This window comes from Flavobacterium bizetiae (genome assembly GCF_902804475.1).
GTDB lineage: Bacteria > Bacteroidota > Bacteroidia > Flavobacteriales > Flavobacteriaceae > Flavobacterium > Flavobacterium bizetiae.
Genome location: NZ_CADCSU010000027.1, coordinates 1 through 19,291, shown reverse-complemented (window position 1 = coordinate 19,291; position 19,291 = coordinate 1). Strand labels below are relative to the sequence as shown.

The following is a 19,291-nucleotide window of genomic DNA, read 5'->3' as shown; positions in this document are numbered from 1 at the left end:
GAATCAAATCCAACGGTTTAAAACAGCATTTTTTATGTCTAGTAAAAGTAGCATCAAAAAGCCAAACTGCCATCCTGTAGCATCCTGTTTTGCAGAATTAAATATGCAGTGAATTGTAGTCTTTGTTTTTCAATTCTTAATTTTTTTTATAAATAAATAAGAATAGTAAAAAAATAAATAAATATTTTTTTTGATCTGATATTTCAGTGTATTCCCTTTTAAATATTGGTTGTAAATCAGGTGATTGGAGCGTTTTTATATTGAGTTCAATTTGAAAAATTTTATAAGATATTGAAAACTAACAGGATACTACAGGATACAGAGCAATCGTGTTCTCGATAAATTTGGATTAACTAAATAATTAACCAAATTTTAACTTTTATGAAAAACAAGCTTAATTTTTTGCTGATTTTTGCTCTGTTTGCTTTATTGCATACTACAGCTTACTCGCAAAACAAAGTGGTAAAAGGAACCATTACAGATATGTCTGGTTTACCAATACCAGGTGCAAATGTACTTGTTAAAGGAACCAAAACAGGAACTACAACTGATTTTGATGGCAAGTTCTCTGTAAATGCAACTCAGGGCCAGGTGTTGATTTTTTCTTCAACAGGTTCTAAAACTCAGGAAATAGCAGTTGGTACAAATTCAGTAATCAATGTAAAACTTGCAGATGATATAGCGCAACTTAATGAAGTGGTGGTAGTAGGTTACGGTACACAGAAGAAATCTGATGTAACAGGAGCCGTGGCAAGTGTAAGTGCAGAGCAATTAATGAACAGGCCTGTTGCTAATGCACTTGAGGCATTGCAAGGAAAAGCTGCCGGAGTTGATATTACCAGCAACGAACGTCCGGGATCTATTGGTACAGTACGTATTCGTGGTACACGTTCGTTAACAGCAAGTAACAATCCTTTATACGTTGTTGATGGAGTGCCTTTGTTGTCTGATTCATCAATTGAAACGCTGAATCCAAGAGATATTGCGTCTATTGATGTGCTAAAGGATGCATCTGCAACCGCTATTTATGGTTCTCGTGGAGCAAACGGAGTTATCATTGTTACAACCAAACAAGGAAAATCCGGAGTTTTTAGTTTAAACTATGCAGGAACATTAACAGCTTCTCAAATTGTAGATCGTGCACCTTCAATGAATGCGGCTGATTTTATTCAGTTCAGACGTTGGGCCGCATACAATCTTAATTCTACAACTTATGCACATCCAGATTCTCCGACTTTTGCAAATGACAAATTGATTTTTGATAGCGCATTAGATGGTCAGACATCAAGAGATAATGTGTTAAAGGGATGGCAGAGTGGTACCTGGGATGCTTCAAAAGTAACCAATACAGACTGGGTTGATCTTGTAACACAAGCAGGAATAAGTAAAGAACACGTTTTAAGTGCCAGTGGTGGATCTGAAAAAGTAAATGCTTACGGATCACTTGGATATCTTGATCAGGAAGGGACTCAAAAAGGACAATGGTACAAACGTTATACAGCGAAATTGAGTACAAACATCAATCCTGTAGAATGGCTTAAATTCAATGCATCGTTAAATGCTTCATGGAGTGAGCAGGATTTTGGTATGTCGACTTTGCAGGCAAGAAGCGGAACAGCGCCTAATGCCATCTTAGGAGCTGCTAAAAGTATTTATAACATTGCAGTTCCTTATGATGCAAATGGTAAATTGATTATTAACCCGGGAGGTGAGTCAGCGATATATACCGTGATGGACGAATGGGATAAAAGCACGCAAAGATCACAGACAATGCGTCTTTTAGGAAATTTTTCAGCCACAATTGACTTAGGTAAATTCGCTTCTCCTTTGGAAGGATTAAGCTATAAAATAAATTTTGGACCGGATTTTCGTCATTGGAGAGAAGGTGTTTATGTTGATGGAACTTCATCACTTAAAATTAATGCAGACGGAAGTGCCGGTGTAAATTATGCGCGTCTACAGAACCGTAGAGACCTTTCATGGACTTTAGACAATATGATTACCTATGATCGTACTTTTGCGACAAAACATAAAATAGGAGCAACCCTGCTTCAGACAGCTTCATCATGGAATGTTGAAAATTCTTCTATGAACGCCAATAATATCCCAAATAAATCTTTTTTATGGAATGCAATGGGAACAGTCGATCTTACCAATCCGGCTAATAATGGCCGTATGAGTTCAGGTCTTACAGAACGTCAGTTAAGTTCTTATATGATCCGTGCTAACTATGGTTTCGATAACCGTTACTTGCTAACGATGTCAGGACGTTGGGATGGTGCATCGCAATTGGCAGAAGGGTATAAATGGGATTTCTTTCCTTCAGCTGCATTGGCATGGAGAATTAATAATGAAGAATTCCTTAAAGGAGTAAACTGGATTGAAAATCTTAAGCTTCGTTTAGGATTCGGTACAACTGGTAACTCATCTGTAGACCCTTATAAAACAAAAGGACTTATCTCTTCTATTTACCTTCCTTTCAATGGAATGAGCAACCAGATTGGTTACACTACAAATGAACCGTATTATACAGATACTCAATTGTCATTGGCTAATAAAGCACTAGGATGGGAAAAAACTACGCAATACAATCTTGGTATCGATTTTAGTTTCTTTAAAAACAGAATTAGTGGAGCTATAGATGTTTATCAATCGTATACAAACGACTTATTAATGTCGGTTAAAATCCCTACGCTAACAGGGTTTCCTTCGACTTTTGCAAATGTGGGAAAAACAAGTAACCGTGGTGTAGAGGTAACGCTTAATTTAATTCCGATTCAGACAAGTGGCGGATTTACGTGGGAAACAAATTTAAATGCGGCCTGGCAGAAAGATAAAATTGAAGAGTTAGCCTATGGTAAAAATGATATGCCGGACAATACATGGTTTATTGGCGAGCAAATCGCTGTTCGTTATGGTTATGATAATTTGGGCTTATGGCAAAACACGCCGGAAGATCTTGCTGAAATGGCAAAATGGGGTGCGAGTTACAACTTTACTCCCGGAAATGTACGTCCGAAAGATCAAAATGGTGACTATAAAATGGATGCTGCAGACCGTGTAGTATTGGGGAACAGCAATCCAACCTGGACAATGGGATGGAATAATAATTTTACCTACAAAGGAATTGAGTTAGGAATCAATATTTACGGACGTGCGGGTTATTTAACTGAGAAAGTCGAAGAAGCCCTAACGTCGCATAGTAATCAGAGAGAAATTGATTACTGGAGACCAGACAACACAGGTGCTCAATATCAAAAACCTATTCTGGGTCAGGCATCATCAGGATCAGCAGATAAATTTTCAGGACTTCTTGGTTTTCCAAAAGCCTCTTTTGTAAAAATTCGTAACATTTCATTAGGATATAATTTCTCCAGAGATTTTACAAAAAGTATTGGCTTATCAAACTTTAAACTTTATGTGCAGGCAGTAAATCCGGGTAACATTTACCAATCACTAGACTTTTATGACTTAGATACAAATTCAACATATTCTAATCGAAGTTTTGTTATGGGTCTTGAAGTTGGGTTTTAAAAATAAATGTGTTGTAACGAACGAAGTATAACAAAAAAAGTAAAAAAATGAATACTATAAAAAATATAGGAATAGGACTTTTGATAATGCTAGGATTATCAATTTCCTCTTGTTCGAAAGACTTTCTTGACGAAGAACAGAATAGCCAATATTCGACTGATTATTTCGAAACATCAGAAGGTCTTCAAGCTCTGACAGTATCGCTTTACGGAAATATAAGATGGCATTTTGGGTTTGAATGGTCGTATGCCAATACATTGTACGGAACCGATGAGTTTACCAATGCAAACGATCTGACCAACGAAATGTGGAATACTTACGACAACCGTTTTGGACCAATTGGTGCTACAGCAGCGACAGGAGCAGCAAACGGAAATGCAACCAATCCCGCAGCACTTTGGGACGAGATGTACTACGGAATTGCTTCTTGTAATACCATTATTGCCAATGCAGCAAAAATTGATGACATCGCTATTCGTAATCGCTGTCTGGCGCACGCCTATTTTTTACGCGGCTACAATTATTACCGTCTTACGGCTCAATATGGTGGTGTTGTGCTGCAAACTGTACCTGCAACAGGAGTTGTGCGTAATTTTACACGTGCTACAGAAGAGCAATGCTGGGAGCAGGTAATATCAGATTTACGTAACTCTTATAATCTTTTTGCAGGTGAAGTTTTTACTTATGGAAAAGGAATTACCTGGACAAAAGCTACTGCAGCGCATTTCCTTGCAAAAGCATTATTATTCCGTGCTTCAGAACGTAACGATAAGTGGAATTCAGCTTATAAAGCAAAAGATCTTGACGAAGCAATTCAGGCTTGTAGTTATGCGATTTCTGCCCGCGGACCATTAACAAACAATTATAGTGATTTGTATGCTAACTGGACAGGAATTGACTGCCCGAACGAGCAATTGAGCGAAATTTTAATGGCTGCCGGACACAACGGAGACGCCGCTACAGTAGGTCGTTTTGGAAACCGTACCTACAGTTATTTTGCTCCACAATTTTCTAGTTTCTCAGGTGGCTGGGTAAAACGTGGTGTATGGATTGGAAGTATGGATTTTCAGCGTTGTCGCCCAACGGAATATGCTTATGCAGTTTATGATCACGTAAACGATGCCCGTATGTGGAAAACCTTTAGAACAGTTTACGGCGCCAATACAGTGGTAACGGCTAATGCGGGAGTGAAAATTGGAGATCCGGGTATTGTAATGATTTTAAATACTAAAGATGACAATACATATAACAGTGCTAAATTTGGGGCAAGCGTTCAGGCGCCTACATGGACAGATGCAAACGGTCGTTTAGCAGAATGGACAACAGGAAAAAGACAAACAGCAACGGCAGGAACTTTAGCTGCTGTAAAAGGACAATATGTTCCTAATTCTTCAGTGTTGTACCAAAACGGAACTTACGTTGCACCAACTTTCAAAAATCAGCCGATTTGTAATTTCTTTGCCGGAATCAATAAAACAGAAGACGGTTCAAGAAATGCCGAAAGAGGAGATGCACACCGCGATGTAATTATGGCTCGTTTAGGCGAAACCTATTTGATACGCGCAGAATGTTATGCCCGTTTGCAGCAATATGGTAATGCAATGCAGGACATTAACGTGATTAGAGCAAGAGCACAATGGAAAAGCGGGGAAAACAGATCGTATTATAATGACGGTTCTCAGGCATTCAAAGCAAATGCTCTGAATACAGGAACAGCTGCAACAAACTTTGCCGCTTCAAATTTAGATATGAATACGTATTATTTATCTAATCCAACACTTGCGGTTACAACGGCAGCATCTGATTTAAGATTAACATCATTTCCTGCTAACCTTCCGGCAGAAGATGAAGCTATTATTGCTAAAGTTGGAGCCGGAAGCGACTACGAACGTGCATTAAACTTTATCCTTAACGAATATACACGTGAATTGTTAGGAGAATGGCAACGTTGGGAAACACTTTCCCGTACAGGAATGTTAATCAAACGTGCTAAAGCTTTTAATGCAGAAGCGGCACCAAATATTACAGTTAACAAACACGAACTTCGTCCAATTCCGCAATCATTTATTGATGGATTATTGAATGATGATGGTTCAAATTTATCGGATGCCCAAAAGAAAGAATGGCAGAATCCCGGATATTAATATTTTTTAATTTTTTGTTTTTGAAACCGTCTCAAAAGAGGCGGTTTTTTTTAGAACAAGCTTTTTTTACTTCTTTAAACAGGAAAGCACAGGATGCCAAAACCGTCTTAGTTTTTTAATTTTAAAATCTATCAATTGATTATTATAGTTTTAAATGTAATTAATTGAATTATAGTGTATTTAATAAAAAATACTTTGATTGATAGTTGAAGAATTAATATGTGGTTAAAAAGAAAAAAATCAGCGTCATTTACGGATATAATCAAATAGAAAAAATGTCACAAGACCATCTCAAAAAGCTTTTATTAAATCTGATAATAATGCTGTTTTCTCTATCTGTTTTTTCTCAAAAGAATTCTGAAAAAGAGAAAAGCCATATTGCAGCTAAACCTTTATATCGGGATCCAATTTTTGATGGAGCTGCCGATCCAACCATTATTTATAATGCTAAAGAAAAAAAATGGTTCATGTTTTATACCAATCGTAGGGCAAAAGATACCACAGCCAAAGGAATAACCTGGGTACACGGAACCCGAATTGGCATCGCTGAATCTGTTGATGGCGCAACCTGGAAATACAGAGATACCTGCAATATCAACTATAAAATAAAAGACATTACGCATTGGGCACCCGATGTAATTCAACACAAAAAGTTATATCATATGTACCTCACCATAGTTCCCGGAATTTTTAATGATTGGTACCATCCGAGATCTATTGTTCATTTGACCAGTAAGAATTTAATCGACTGGAAATTCGAATCCGAATTGAAACTGGCCTCAGACAGATGTATTGATGCTTCTGTATTCCGATTGCCAAATGGTACATGGAGAATGTTTTACAATAATGAAAACGACGGAAAATCGATTTATTACGCTGACAGCAAAGATCTCTACAATTGGGTTGATGGCGGAAATAAAATTGTAAAAGACAGAGGCGAGGGCCCGAAAGTATTTCAGTGGAAGGGTAAAAACTGGATGATATCAGATTCATGGAGAGGGTTGAATGTTTATTCTTCAGATGATTTCCTGAATTGGAATCGTCAGGAAAAAAATATTCTTCAAATTCCCGGAACAGGAGAAGATGATCAAGTAATAGGGGGACATCCAGATGTTATAGTGAATAACGACAGAGCCTATATTTTTTATTTTACACACCCCGGAAGAATACCGGAAAATAAAGGTATCGATAGTTACGAAACCAAAAGAAGTACTATACAAGTAGCTGAATTAGAATACATAAATGGTGAAATTATCTGTAATAGAGATAAGTTGGTTTATATTAATTTAAAGCATTAACCAGATTTGTTTAAATATCTTGTTTTTAAATACTTAAAAGTTTATTATAGAAAATATCTATCGGGAAAAATCATTAAAAAATAGTCTTAAATTGAATTTTTACATTACCTAAAAAAACAACTATGAACTACAACCTAACCAAAATTATAACAGTTTTCGCAATCGGAATTTGTACCAATATTAATGCCCAGACAAATGATGTGACAACACCATTGCATTTAATGAAACCGGATTATATAACGCCATATATTATTCCTGAAAAAAATAATATCGAAAGTGTATTGAGCAGAGTGCATTCTTTTCTTGAAGAAAATACAGCTTCAAAAGCGGTATACGCCAGCGATAATTCAGAAGTAAAAGATTTCAAAAAAGCAAAAGGGAAAATTGTCTTTTCTCCCGGAGCTTTTAGATTAACAAGTTACGAATGGGGCGTTACCTACGCAGGTATGCTTTTGGCAGCCGAGGCTACAGGAAAAAAAGAATATGCTGAATATGCCAATAAACGCTTAAAATTAATCGCAGACATTGCTGCCAATTATAAAACCGACAACATCAAAGATTCCCCGGTTCACAGCGTTTTACAGCCAAAAGCTTTAGACGATGCGGGCGCTTTATGTGCGGCGTTTATAAAAGCAAAAAAGAAAGACCCAAATGCTGCTTATGATCCTGTCATTAATAATTTCATTCAATACATCAGTGAAAAAGAACATCGCTTAAAAGACGGAACCCTGGCAAGAAACCGTCCGCAGGACAATTCGCTTTGGTTAGACGATATGTTTATGAGCGTTCCCGCTTTGGCACAAATGGGAAATTATACCAGCGATGTCAAATATTTTGATGATGCTGTGAAGCAAGTCAATCAGTTTTCTCAGCGAATGTTCAACTCTCAAAACGGACTTTACATGCACGGCTGGGTCGAAGCGATGCAGGCTCATCCGCAGTTCCATTGGGCAAGGGCAAATGGCTGGGCAGTAATGACAATGGTTGAATTACTTGAAGTATTGCCTAAAGATCATCCCGGATATCCTCAAGTCTTATCCCAACTGCAAAAACACATTGCAGGATTGCTGCAATATCAGGATGGTACCGGTTTTTGGCATCAGTTAATAGATCGAAACGATACGTATTTAGAAACTTCGGCTACAGCCATTTATGCCTATTCAATTGCCAGAGCAATCAATCGCGGTTATGTCGATAAACTGGCTTATACACCCGCAGTTCTACTGGCGTGGAATGCCGTAGCTTCAAAAGTAAATGCAAAAGGTCAGGTCGAAGGAACCTGCGTTGGAACCGGAATGGGCTTTGATCCCGCTTTTTATTATTACCGTCCCATAAATTTATACGCTGCTCACGGTTATGGTCCTGTTTTATTGGCTGGAGCCGAAATGATTCTGCTGCTGAAAAACAATCAATTCGAGATTAATGATAGTTCGATACAATTGAAGGTTAAGGGTTAGGGGTTATGAGTTATGAGTTATGAGTTATGAGTTATGAATTATGAATTTTTGAAAGCGGGTTAGAATTAATCTCGCAAAGTCGCAAAGACGCAAAGTTTTATAGTATAGCTATTTAATATTTCTTTGCGCCTCTTCGCCCGATAGCTATCGGGATTGCGCGATTAATCGTCAAAGTATATCAAAAAAACTTAGCGACTTAATCAAATAAAATAGATAAAGTAATTCAAAAAACTTTGCGCTTCCGCGCCTTTGCGAGATTAATAGACAAAGTGATAAATAAAAAAAACTTAGCGCCTTCGTGGCAATTAACCAACAGCATATGAAATTAAAACCAACAATAAACACACTTTTCCTGTTATGCACCATAACAACTTTCAGTCAGATTGGAACACGATTCCCATCTGAAAAGAAGATTATAAAAGATCCCGTAACAGGTCAGGAATTAATCTTCTTGACCACGAAATCAGCGGGAGATTCTAAAACCTACCCAACACATCCGCAATGGACATCTGATGGGGAATGGCTTATTTTTAGAACCAAAAGAGCCAATGGAGAAGCAGTAGCTGTCCATGAAAAATCGGGTGTAATGGTTCAGGTTACAGAAGGTGGTTATACCGGAACGCTATGCATAGCGCAAAAATCGATGAAATTGTATTTTATGCGAAAAGCACCAGAAGATAAAATGCAAATCATGGAAGTCAATTTAGCCGATGTTTTTAAAGACAGTCAGGCGGGAAAAATGAAATCCGTGTCAGCCTACGAACGCATTTGCGGAATAACGAATCCGGAAATGGGAGCTTCGGGAGATATGGCTTTAGATGCCGATGAAGAAAGAATTTATTTTAGAATAGGAAAAGAAGAAGCGGCAAGACATCTGGATCCGAATATTAAAATTGAAAAAAGTTTTGGTCCCAGAAACATGGGCGCAGGGCCAGGCGGAATTGGAAGCATGAATTTAAAAACAGGCGAATTCAAACATGTTATTTCCGTGCCTTTTCAGGTAGGACATATCCAGTCGAACATATGGAATCCCGGAGAACTTGTTTTTTGCTGGGAAACGGGCGGAAAATCACCTCAAAGGACGTGGACGGTTATGGCCGATGGATCGGGGTTAAGACCTTTGTATCCAGAATCGGATTATGAATGGGTAACGCATGAAGCTGTAATTTCTAAAGATGAGGTCGCAATGGCTATTATGGGACACCGTAAAATTGATATTCATAAAGAAAAACCTGTAGAAGTTACTACTAGTACTGAAGTACGAAATCCTGAAAATCCAGGGCAGGAAAGTAATTGGGGAAATTCAGGAACGCGTGAAAAACCAACAGGGCTCGCCATTGTAAATCTAAGAACCAGAGAAATGATTATTGCCGGACAAACCAAAAGTGGCAGCGGTTTATGGCACGTACACGGTTCCTCTGACGGAAGATGGGCTGTAGGCGATGATTTCTCAAGAAGCTTGTATTTGATCGACCGAAAAACAAACGAAATGATAATGCTAACCACAGGCCATAAAGAAACAGCCGCAGACCATATTCATCCCACTTTCAACAGAGACGGAACAAAAATTCAGATTCAGTCGGCGATGCTTTCTAAGGACAATCGAACCTTGAATATTTGTATTGTAAATGTGCCTAAGGATTGGCTTAAAAGGATTTAGGGAGGTTCAGAGGGACAAAGGCTCAAAGGCTCAAAGGGAATCGTAGAGACGCACAGCAGTGCGTCTCCTGGTAAGGTATAATAATCTCGCAAAGACGCAAAGTCGCAAAGTTTCAATAGCCTCCAGCTTCAGCTGGAGGTAAAGTAATTTCAAAGTGATTGGCTTTAGCCAAATAGAATTTTAAGCAAAAAACTTAGCGACTTAGCGCCTTTGCGAGATTAACAGACAACGCAAAACAAAAAAAACTTCGTGCCTTAGCGCCTTCGTGGCAAAAGAAACCAGCGTAAATCAGCCAAATCTGTTCCATCCGTGGGCCATTAAAATAATTCAATATGAAGAAAATAACAACATTAATTCTCACCATTTCAACTTTAGTTTCTTATTGTCAAAGTAAGGATAGGGTTGATTTTTCTATTGTAGAGGCTAATAAAACATCTTCAATTCATATCGATAAAAATAACAATGCTATTTATTCCGGAGTTCCCTGGCTGGATCAAAACGGAAATGTGGTAAATGCCCATGGCGCCTGTATTATTAAAGAGAAAGATGTTTTCTATCTTTTTGGTGAAGCGCACAGTGATACCAGTAATGCATTTGGCGGTTTTAATTGTTACTCTTCCAAAGATTTGTACAATTGGAAATTTGAAAGCGTCGCACTTCCGGTACAAAAATCAGGTAAATTAGGACCTAATCGGGTTGGAGAAAGGGTCAAAGTAATGAAAAATCCAAAAACGGGAGAATATGTTATGTACATGCATGCTGATACTTTAACCTATAAAGATCAGTTTGTAGGTTACGCTGTTTCAAAAAAAATAAAAGGTCCTTATGAATTCAAAGGTCCGCTATTATTTCAGGGAAAACCCATAAAAAAGTGGGATATGGGGACTTTTCAGGATGATGAAGGTTCTGGTTATATATTGGTTCATGGCGGTGAAATTTACAAATTAAATGATGATTATAAATCGGTTACAGAGAAAGTAAACGAAAATATCACAATAGGATTTGAGTCGCCAACAATGTTTAAAAAAGAGGGTTTATATTATTTTATAGGCTCACATCTTACTAGCTGGGAGAAAAACGATAATTATTATTATACTTCAAATTCATTAAAAGGACCGTGGACATCCAGAGGATTAATCGCACCTGAAGGGAGTTTAACGTGGAATTCGCAATCAACATTTGTACTTCCTGTAAAAGGAACAAAAGAAACTGCCTATATATTTATGGGAGATCGTTGGTCTTATCCCAAACAAGGCTCTTCAGCAACTTATGTCTGGCAGCCGCTTTTAATTTCCGAGACATCTGTATCAATACCAAATTATCAGGAAGCATGGAAAATCAATACATCTACGGGAGTTGTATCGAAAAAAGAAATTGAAGAAACAAGTATAAAGAATTCAGATAGTCAAATTGAATATACAGGAAATTGGGAACATACAACAACGGAAAGTAAATCAGATGAAAAAGAAGCTTCTTTTTCGATTCAATTTACCGGAAAGCAAATTGTATTGTACAGTCTCACAGGAGCTGAAAATGGTTATGCAAAAGTGATACTAACCGATGAAAAAAAACATGAAATTATAACAATGGTGATCGATATGTACAGCAAGAATCCTGCTATCACACAAGTATTCAGATCTCCAAATTTAAAAAAAGGTAATTATATTTTAACCGTTTATAATACAGGAGAAAGACCCAATTGGTCCGATAAGAGAAAGTCGAGTTATGGCAGCACGGGAAATTATATTTCTGTAAGCCAATTAAGAATTGAGTAAGAAGAAAGGTTCAAAGGTGCAGAGGTGCAGAGGTGCAGAGGGACAAAGGGAATCGTAGAGACGCACTGCAGTGCGTCTTCTGGTAATGAATAATAATCTCGCAAAGACGCAAAGTTTTAATAGTCTCCAGCTTTAGCTGGAGGTAAAATAAGTTCAAAGTGATTGGCTTTAGCCAAATAGAATTTTAAGTAAAAAACTTTGCGACTCTGCGCCTTTGCGCGATTAATTAACCCAGTAAAGAAAAAAACTTAGTGCCTTAACGCCTTTGCGAAAAAAAACCAGCGTACATCAGCCAAATCCGTTCCATCCGTGGGCCAGTAAAATAATTCAAAATGAAGAAAATAACAACATTAATCCTTACCATTTCAACTTTAGTTTCTTATTGTCAAAGTAAGGATAGGGTTGATTTTTCTATTGTAGAAGCTAATAAAACCACTTCTATTTATATCGATAAAAACACCGATCCTTTAATTATCTGGGCGGTAAATGAATTGGCAGATGATGTAAAAGAACTTACGGGAAAACGGCCTGAAATTATAGAGACAAATACCATTTCGAAAAAGGGCATTTACATCGGGCAGATTTCTTCTGATTTTTTTAAATCGAAAACAATCCGGAAAGAACTTTTCAATCAATGGGAAAAATTTTCGATAAAAAAAGAAAAAGACAACCTATTAATTGCCGGATCGGATGTTAGGGGAACCGTGTACGCCATTTTTGAAATGACAGAACGATTGGGCGTTTCGCCTTGGAAATGGTGGGCAGATGTTCATTCGATTAAAAAAGAAAACTTAACATTTCAACTTCCCCGAAAGGGAATTAATACAGCGCCATCCGTACAATATCGCGGTATTTTTTTAAACGATGAAGATTGGGGATTACAGCCCTGGGCAGCCAAAACTTTCGAAAAAGAAACAGGAGATATTGGCCCTAAAACCTACGAAAAGATATTTCAGCTTTTATTACGGTTAAAAGCCAATACGATCTGGCCTGCGATGCATCCTTCGACTAAAGGTTTTTTTACTATTTCGGGAAATAAGGAAATGGCTCAAAAATACCATATCGTGATTGGATCTTCGCATGCAGAACCCATGCTTCGCAACAATGTAGACGAATGGAAACCTAAAATTTATGGTGATTATAATTATTTTACCAATAAAACACAGGTCGATAAATACTGGCAGGATCGTTTAGACGAATTAAAACTGGGGCAAAACGAAACCATCATGACATTAGGTATGCGCGGTGTTCACGATAGTAAAATGGAAGGCGCAAAAGATTTGAAGGAATCAATTGCAATGGTCGAAAAAATCATTGTCAATCAGCGTGAAATGCTTTCGAATACTTTCAAAAAGCCTTTAGCAGCGATTCCACAAGCGTTTGTTCCTTATAAAGAAGTTCTGGAATTATACGATAACGGACTTAAAATCCCAGAAGATATTACATTGGTCTGGCCGGATGACAATTACGGTTATATTCGGCGTTTGAGCAATATCGAAGAGCAAAAAAGATCGGGTGGAAGCGGAGTGTATTATCATATCAGTTATTGGGGAAGACCGCACGATTATCTTTGGCTGAGTACGACACAACCCGGTTTGATTTGGTATGAAATGACAAAAGCTTATGAAAATGGTGCGAAAAAGATGTGGATTGTAAATGTGGGAGACATTAAACCGGCAGAATATGATACGGAGCTTTTTCTGGATTTGGCCTGGAATATCAACAGTATAAAATCAGACGGACTTAATGAATATCTGAAAAATTGGATTTCGAGGGAATTCACGCCTGAAATTGCAACTGACTTAATTGTTGTTTTTGAAGAATATTACCGATTGGCTTCACTAAGAAAACCGGAATATATGGGATGGAGCCAAACGGAACCCACAACGCCAATACAACTTGCAGATTTTTCGGCAGAAGAATCTCTGAACAGAATAAAAGCCTATGATAGTTTGATTCAGAAAGTGGATAATTTGGCTGCTTTTGTGCCGAATGAACGAAAAAATGCATGGTTTCAGTTGGTAGTATATCCTGTAAAAGGAGCGGCGTATATGAACCATAAGTTTTTATATTGGAATTTATCTGCCACAACTTCAGATGAAAAGCTAAAGAATGAATATGAATTGTTGGCATCAGAATCGTACCAAAAAATCAAAGATTTGACTGATTTTTATAATACTAAATTAAGCGATGGCAAATGGAATCATATGATGTCGATGCATCCGCGAAATCTGCCTGTTTTTGATTCGGTTAAAAAGAATCCTTTTTCGAAAGAACCTTCGATTAAAACAGACAGAATTTATATTCAGGCCAATCAGTTTAAAGCTAAAGAGGATACAAAAGAATACCAATGGAAAACGATAAACGGTTTAGGATACAGCAATAATGCTATTACTTTATTTCCGTTTCATCAGCATATTTTTAAAAGTAAAAAACCTTCTGCTTCGTATGAATTCGAAATCAAAGAATCTGATAATTACACCGTAGAAGTTCGTCTTTTGCCAACGCACGCCAATAATTTCGATCATGAAATAGGAATACAAATCGACAAAAATGCTATTCAGCACTTTAAAATAAATACAAAAGACAGGGAAAAGGCATGGAAAGAAAATGTGTTGCGAAATAGTGTGATTGTAAAACTTCCGGTTGCGAATGTTTTAAAAGGAAAACATACCGTTACAATAGAAGTCAATCAAACCGGAATTGTTTTGGATCAAGTGGCGGTGTATAAAACGGCTGAAGGAAGTAATTATGAAATTCCTGTTAAGTAGACTTATGATTTAACCGCAAATTCTATAAAGAATACCTTGTAATTTAACCGCAAAGAACGCAATCCCGATAGCTATCGGGATACGCAAAGTTCGCAAAGTTTTATAAAAACACAGCTTTGTGAACTCTGTGTTTTTATAAAACCAGCTATAAAAAATCTTTGTGTTCTCTGTGGTTAAATTGTAACGTTAAGATAAACCACAGAGAACACAAAGATTTACACAAAGTCCGCAAAGCTTTATCAACATACAGCTTTGCGGACTTTGCGTTTGTATAAAATCCTAAAAGTAAAAAACCTTAGCGTTCTTTGCGGTTAAATAACCTTCTGGCTAGTTTCTAAAATCAAACCACAAATTCATCTTAATTCCATCATCACCGCTTTTAATACGAATGTTGGTAGGCTGACTTTGCGGGCCCTGTTGTTCTAAAGGCTTGAAATCTCTCATGGCCGGAATTTCATACATAAACGAAATATCACCCTCGGGAAATGCCGGTTGAGGATTACTTCCCGGGAAAGCATTTTTAGGCAAATCGGGTGTAAATAATCTTAGAAATAAATTATCAGATTCACTAAAAACTTTAAAAGATGATGTCCCTGCTTTTAAATTAGCGCCTAACAAATTCGCGTGATATCCTTTGAATTCAGGATAGATAAGATTCTCAAAACTTTCGCCTGTAATCGTATTGTTATAATCTTTCTCCCAAATGCCGTAAGTCGTTCCTTTAATTCTGTTTTTCCAAACACGATACGGACCTCTTCCAAACCATTTAATTCCTGTAACTTCTTTTTCGGGAAAACTAAAAGTGATGCCAAAAGAGTTGATTTTATCTTCAAAATAAGCGCCGTCAAAACCATCAAAACCACCGGAAACCTTTTCATTTTTCAATGCTGTTAATTCCATTTTAAATCTTCCGTCTGGTTCCATAATCCATTTTATGGAGGATAAACCACCGGAATATTTTACCGTACAAATGGCTTTATCTCCTTCTTGTGTAAGCTGAACGTCTTTTAGTTTTACTTTCATTCCAATTGGGCGAGGACCATTAGTAAGCGGAATCGTTGACGTTTTGTTTTTAATCGTTACAATTTCTCCGGTTGCCGCATCAATAGTTACGGTAACCTCATTTCCTTTTAGCGTAATTTCATTACCGGTTTTTGTTCCTGAAGCTTTGGCCTTTGTATTTTGAACGGTTAAAAACTTCTCCGCATAAAATTTGGCTTTATGAATAGGCCACGTCCAGGTATAAATTTCCTTATTGAATTGATCATAAGCCGATATAGATAAAATATCTCCTTCGGCAAAATTACCCGGAACATCAAACTGAATTTTACGTGTTTCCCCCGGATTAATACTCGGAATTTCTATTTTACCCGAACTTATTTCCCTGGCATTTCCATTAGTATAAAGCACATCATTAGCTGATTTTACTACTTTAAAATCCATTTTGCAGGTATTCAGATTACTAAAAAGATAATCATTGGTAATCAAAAATGAACCATCAAAAGTGGGAGTAACCTGTTTGGGCTGAAACTGAATAGGCGCCCAAACTTCTTTTACGGTATAGTAACTTCCTTCTCTTTCGCGGTGTGGTCCCAAAATTCCATCAGCGGCAAGCGAACCTTTCGAATCAAATTTTACATCGCCCGTCCAGTCAGAGCGTTTTACGGCTTCGTCGAGCATGGCCCACATAAATCCTCCGGCAAACAACGGACTTTCTTTATAGCGATTCCAGAAATCTTCAAGAGCCGCGCCGTGTCCGTTATCGTAAGTCCCGTGCATGAATTCCGTAGGGAAAAATACATTTTCTCCGGCATTAAAACGGTGCATTCCGGTTAAATAAGTAGGATAGTGGTGTGTGTCCCAACCATTAAAATCAGCCCACGGATGAATCACAATTCTTTTCTGCGGATCATTATCTTCAAAAACTTTATCTACATCATAATTCCAGCCGCCCTCATTACCATTGTCCCAAATAATTACCGATGGATGATTGACATCGCGCGCCAACATTTCTTTAACCAGTTTTGTTCCTGTTTCGGTATCATACGAGTTTTGCCAGCCCGCCAATTCATTCAAAACAAAAAGTCCTAACGAATCGCAAACGGCCATAAAGTGATCGTCCGGCGGATAATGGCCACGAACTGCATTCATGTTCATGTCTTTCAGTAATTTACCATCGAGTTCGCTAATGCGTTTGCTCGTGCTTCGTCCGCCTTCAGGCCAGAAAGAATGTCGATTGATTCCTTTCATGACAATTTTAGTACCGTTAACGTATATTCCGTCTTGCTTCCTAAACTCTAAAGTTCTAAAACCAATTCGTTTGTTGTATTGATGAAGAATGGTTCCGTTTTGTTTTAAAACCAATTCCAGATTATATAAATTAGGGTTTTCAGGATCCCACGGTTTTACTCTATTCCATTGTGCTGCAATAGTTTCTTTGGTACTTTTTGCTTTAATTGGAAAAGTAAAAGTTTGAAAATTCTCTCCGTTTGAACCTTTTAGCGAAGCTTCGAGAACAGTATTTTTAGGAATGTTCTTCAAATTCAAATCCACCGTTATCGAACCGTCTATTTTTGGGTTTACGGCAATATTTTCGATATGCGATTTAGGCGCAACTTCTAACCAAACCGGACGATAAATACCGCCAAACAGCCACCAGTCGGCTCTTCGTTCTGCTGCATTCACAGATTTATTGGCAGAATGTTTCCAGACATGAACTTCGAGAATATTTTTAGCACCAAATTTTAATAATGATGAAATATCATATTTAAACTCATAAAAACCTCCCTGATGAATCGCTCCGGCCAATTTTCCGTTTATTTTTACTTCGGTATCTGTCATTGCACCGCCAAACACAATTAGAACATCTTTATTTTTATAATCGGCAGGAACATCAAATTCATATTTGTATAAACCTTCTTCTTTGCTTGGTTCTTTTTGGTTGAGTTCTTTGTACCATCTTCCGTAGGTATATTCGCCAAAACCTTCTAATTCCCATTGCGACGGAACATTTATTTTAGACCAGGTTTTACTGTTATTTCCCTCGGTACAATAAAAATCCCATTGTACAGGATGTTCGAAATCTTTTCCCGAAAGATAGATCTTATCAGTTTGCTGTGCGGTATTATTTTGTGTTGCAAAAAGTGTAAACGCAATAATACTAAGCTTTTGAATGGTTTTGTTGAGCATCATAATTGGTTTGAATTCTTTGGTTAGTTGCCATCTGGTTTCGCAATTTCGAAACGCGCACTCATTAGAAGTGTCCAGCTGGAAATATAATTTGGTTGATTTGGATTATAGTCAGGAGTTTCTTTTTTGATTTGTTTTAGTAACGGAATATCTAATTCACGAATTCCTTTAAGAACACAAAGCGCAATTTCGTTGGCTCCAAAACTATTAAAATGGGTGTTGTCATCCAACGCTTTTTCCTGTCCCAGAAAAGTATTCGCAGGATATTGTACAAAAGCTTTTCTTGAAACTTCATCGCCCCAGGCTTCGTACAATGTAGTAGTCATTTTGGTAATATCAATAAGGGCGATATTGTTTTTTTGAGCCACAGCACGCATGGCATCAGGAAATTCGCCGTGAGTTGCTTTTAAAGTGCCATTTTCATTAAAAAACCTGCGCTGTGTTGGCGTAACCAAAACCGGAATCGCACCTTTATCTTTTGCCGATTGCACAAATTCGGTCAATAAATCCGAATAAGATTCCCAGGGACCATTTCCGGCACCTTTTATTTTTTCGTCGTTATGTCCAAACTCCACAAACAAATAATCACCTTTTTTAATTTGTGAAAGTATCTTTTTAAGACGGTTTGCCGCTTTAAAAGAACTTAGTGAAGATCCGGAATAAGCATAATTGGCAACCACAACAGTATCATCAAAATAGCTGGTAATAAATTGCCCCCAGGACGCCCATGGTTCTACATCCTGATCGGTAACGGTTGAATCTCCGGCAAGATAAACCACAGTTAAATTATCTTTCGGAGTAATCTGGATACTCTGAACTGTAACTTCTCCTAAAAATTCTATAGTTAGTTTATCATCCCAATTAAAAATTTCTTTTTCTCGGTCTTTCAGACTAATGTTCGTTTTATCATCGATTTTAATGTTTCGTACATTGACATTAAAGGTTTTAGTTACTTTTTGTCCTTTTTCTATTGGAAATTCCCTCAGCATCAATCTTCTTGATTCGGCTTTTATGGTTACGTTTGATGCATTATCAGCGTTTCCTAAAACTACTTCAATCTGATAATTTCCTTCCGGCACTTTTACAGAAAAATAAGTGGGTTTAGTGATCGAAAAAGAATTAGCATTCATGTCGACATTTGAGGCTGAATTCACATCAAAACCATAACCCAGCTTAGAATCGTAGGGTAAAGCATTCTTAATTATGGTTGCTTTTGATGTTTTTACTTTAGAACCAAAATAAAACAACAAGGATTTTGCGTCTTTATCATTCGTTCTCAAATTGACTTTCGATAAAGAATTATAATCGTGTAAAGCAACATTCGACGGCATGGCAAATAAAAAAGCCGGCATGCAAAAACAAAATAAGAGTGTTCTAAGTTGGATCAATTTTTCGGGATTTTAATTTATTCGATTTTCAAATCTAAAATTTCCGTTTTGATAAAGTATCCTGTACTATGATGT

9 protein-coding genes are annotated in these 19,291 nt (G+C 37.4%); 7 read left to right on the top strand and 2 right to left on the bottom strand.

Going from position 1 to position 19,291, the window contains the following annotated elements:
- The first annotated feature begins 381 nt into the window (after positions 1-381).
- The 7 genes from FLACOL7796_RS01655 to FLACOL7796_RS01625 all read left to right on the top strand — a co-directional run bounded on the left by FLACOL7796_RS01655 (position 382) and on the right by FLACOL7796_RS01625 (position 14,639).
- A complete protein-coding gene (locus FLACOL7796_RS01655; RefSeq protein WP_173969108.1) occupies positions 382-3,534 on the top strand; it encodes a SusC/RagA family TonB-linked outer membrane protein in 3,153 nt (1,050 codons plus the stop codon).
- 47 nt (positions 3,535-3,581) lie between these two features.
- The gene (locus tag FLACOL7796_RS01650; RefSeq protein WP_173969107.1) at positions 3,582-5,678 is read left to right on the top strand and encodes a RagB/SusD family nutrient uptake outer membrane protein; all 2,097 of its coding nucleotides are present in this window, start codon (positions 3,582-3,584) and stop codon (positions 5,676-5,678) included.
- Positions 5,679-5,998: 320 nt separating this feature from the next.
- Positions 5,999-6,976 (top strand): family 43 glycosylhydrolase, encoded by a 978-nt coding sequence (locus FLACOL7796_RS01645; RefSeq protein WP_232067267.1) that lies wholly within the window; start codon positions 5,999-6,001, stop codon positions 6,974-6,976.
- 122 nt (positions 6,977-7,098) lie between these two features.
- Entirely contained in the window at positions 7,099-8,433 is a 1,335-nt protein-coding gene (locus tag FLACOL7796_RS01640; protein WP_173969105.1) for a glycoside hydrolase family 88 protein, read from the top strand.
- A gap of 319 nt (positions 8,434-8,752) precedes the next feature.
- Complete coding sequence (locus FLACOL7796_RS01635; protein WP_173969104.1) at positions 8,753-10,093, top strand: hypothetical protein; 1,341 nt, start codon at positions 8,753-8,755, stop codon at positions 10,091-10,093.
- 332 nt (positions 10,094-10,425) lie between these two features.
- Positions 10,426-11,868: a family 43 glycosylhydrolase gene (locus tag FLACOL7796_RS01630; protein ID WP_173969103.1), complete on the top strand. Its 1,443-nt coding sequence runs from the start codon at positions 10,426-10,428 to the stop codon at positions 11,866-11,868.
- A 332-nt stretch (positions 11,869-12,200) separates the two neighbouring features.
- Complete coding sequence (locus FLACOL7796_RS01625; RefSeq protein WP_173969102.1) at positions 12,201-14,639, top strand: glycosyl hydrolase 115 family protein; 2,439 nt, start codon at positions 12,201-12,203, stop codon at positions 14,637-14,639.
- A 327-nt stretch (positions 14,640-14,966) separates the two neighbouring features.
- Here FLACOL7796_RS01625 and FLACOL7796_RS01620 read toward each other — a convergent pair whose 3' ends face one another.
- Together FLACOL7796_RS01620 and FLACOL7796_RS01615 are read right to left on the bottom strand one after the other, a co-directional pair.
- Complete coding sequence (locus FLACOL7796_RS01620) at positions 14,967-17,831, bottom strand: glycoside hydrolase family 2 protein (protein ID WP_173969101.1); 2,865 nt, start codon at positions 17,829-17,831, stop codon at positions 14,967-14,969.
- Between the two features lie 20 nt (positions 17,832-17,851).
- Positions 17,852-19,180, bottom strand: a complete 1,329-nt coding sequence (locus FLACOL7796_RS01615; RefSeq protein WP_173969100.1) for a rhamnogalacturonan acetylesterase — start codon at positions 19,178-19,180, stop codon at positions 17,852-17,854.
- Positions 19,181-19,291 lie beyond the last annotated feature (111 nt).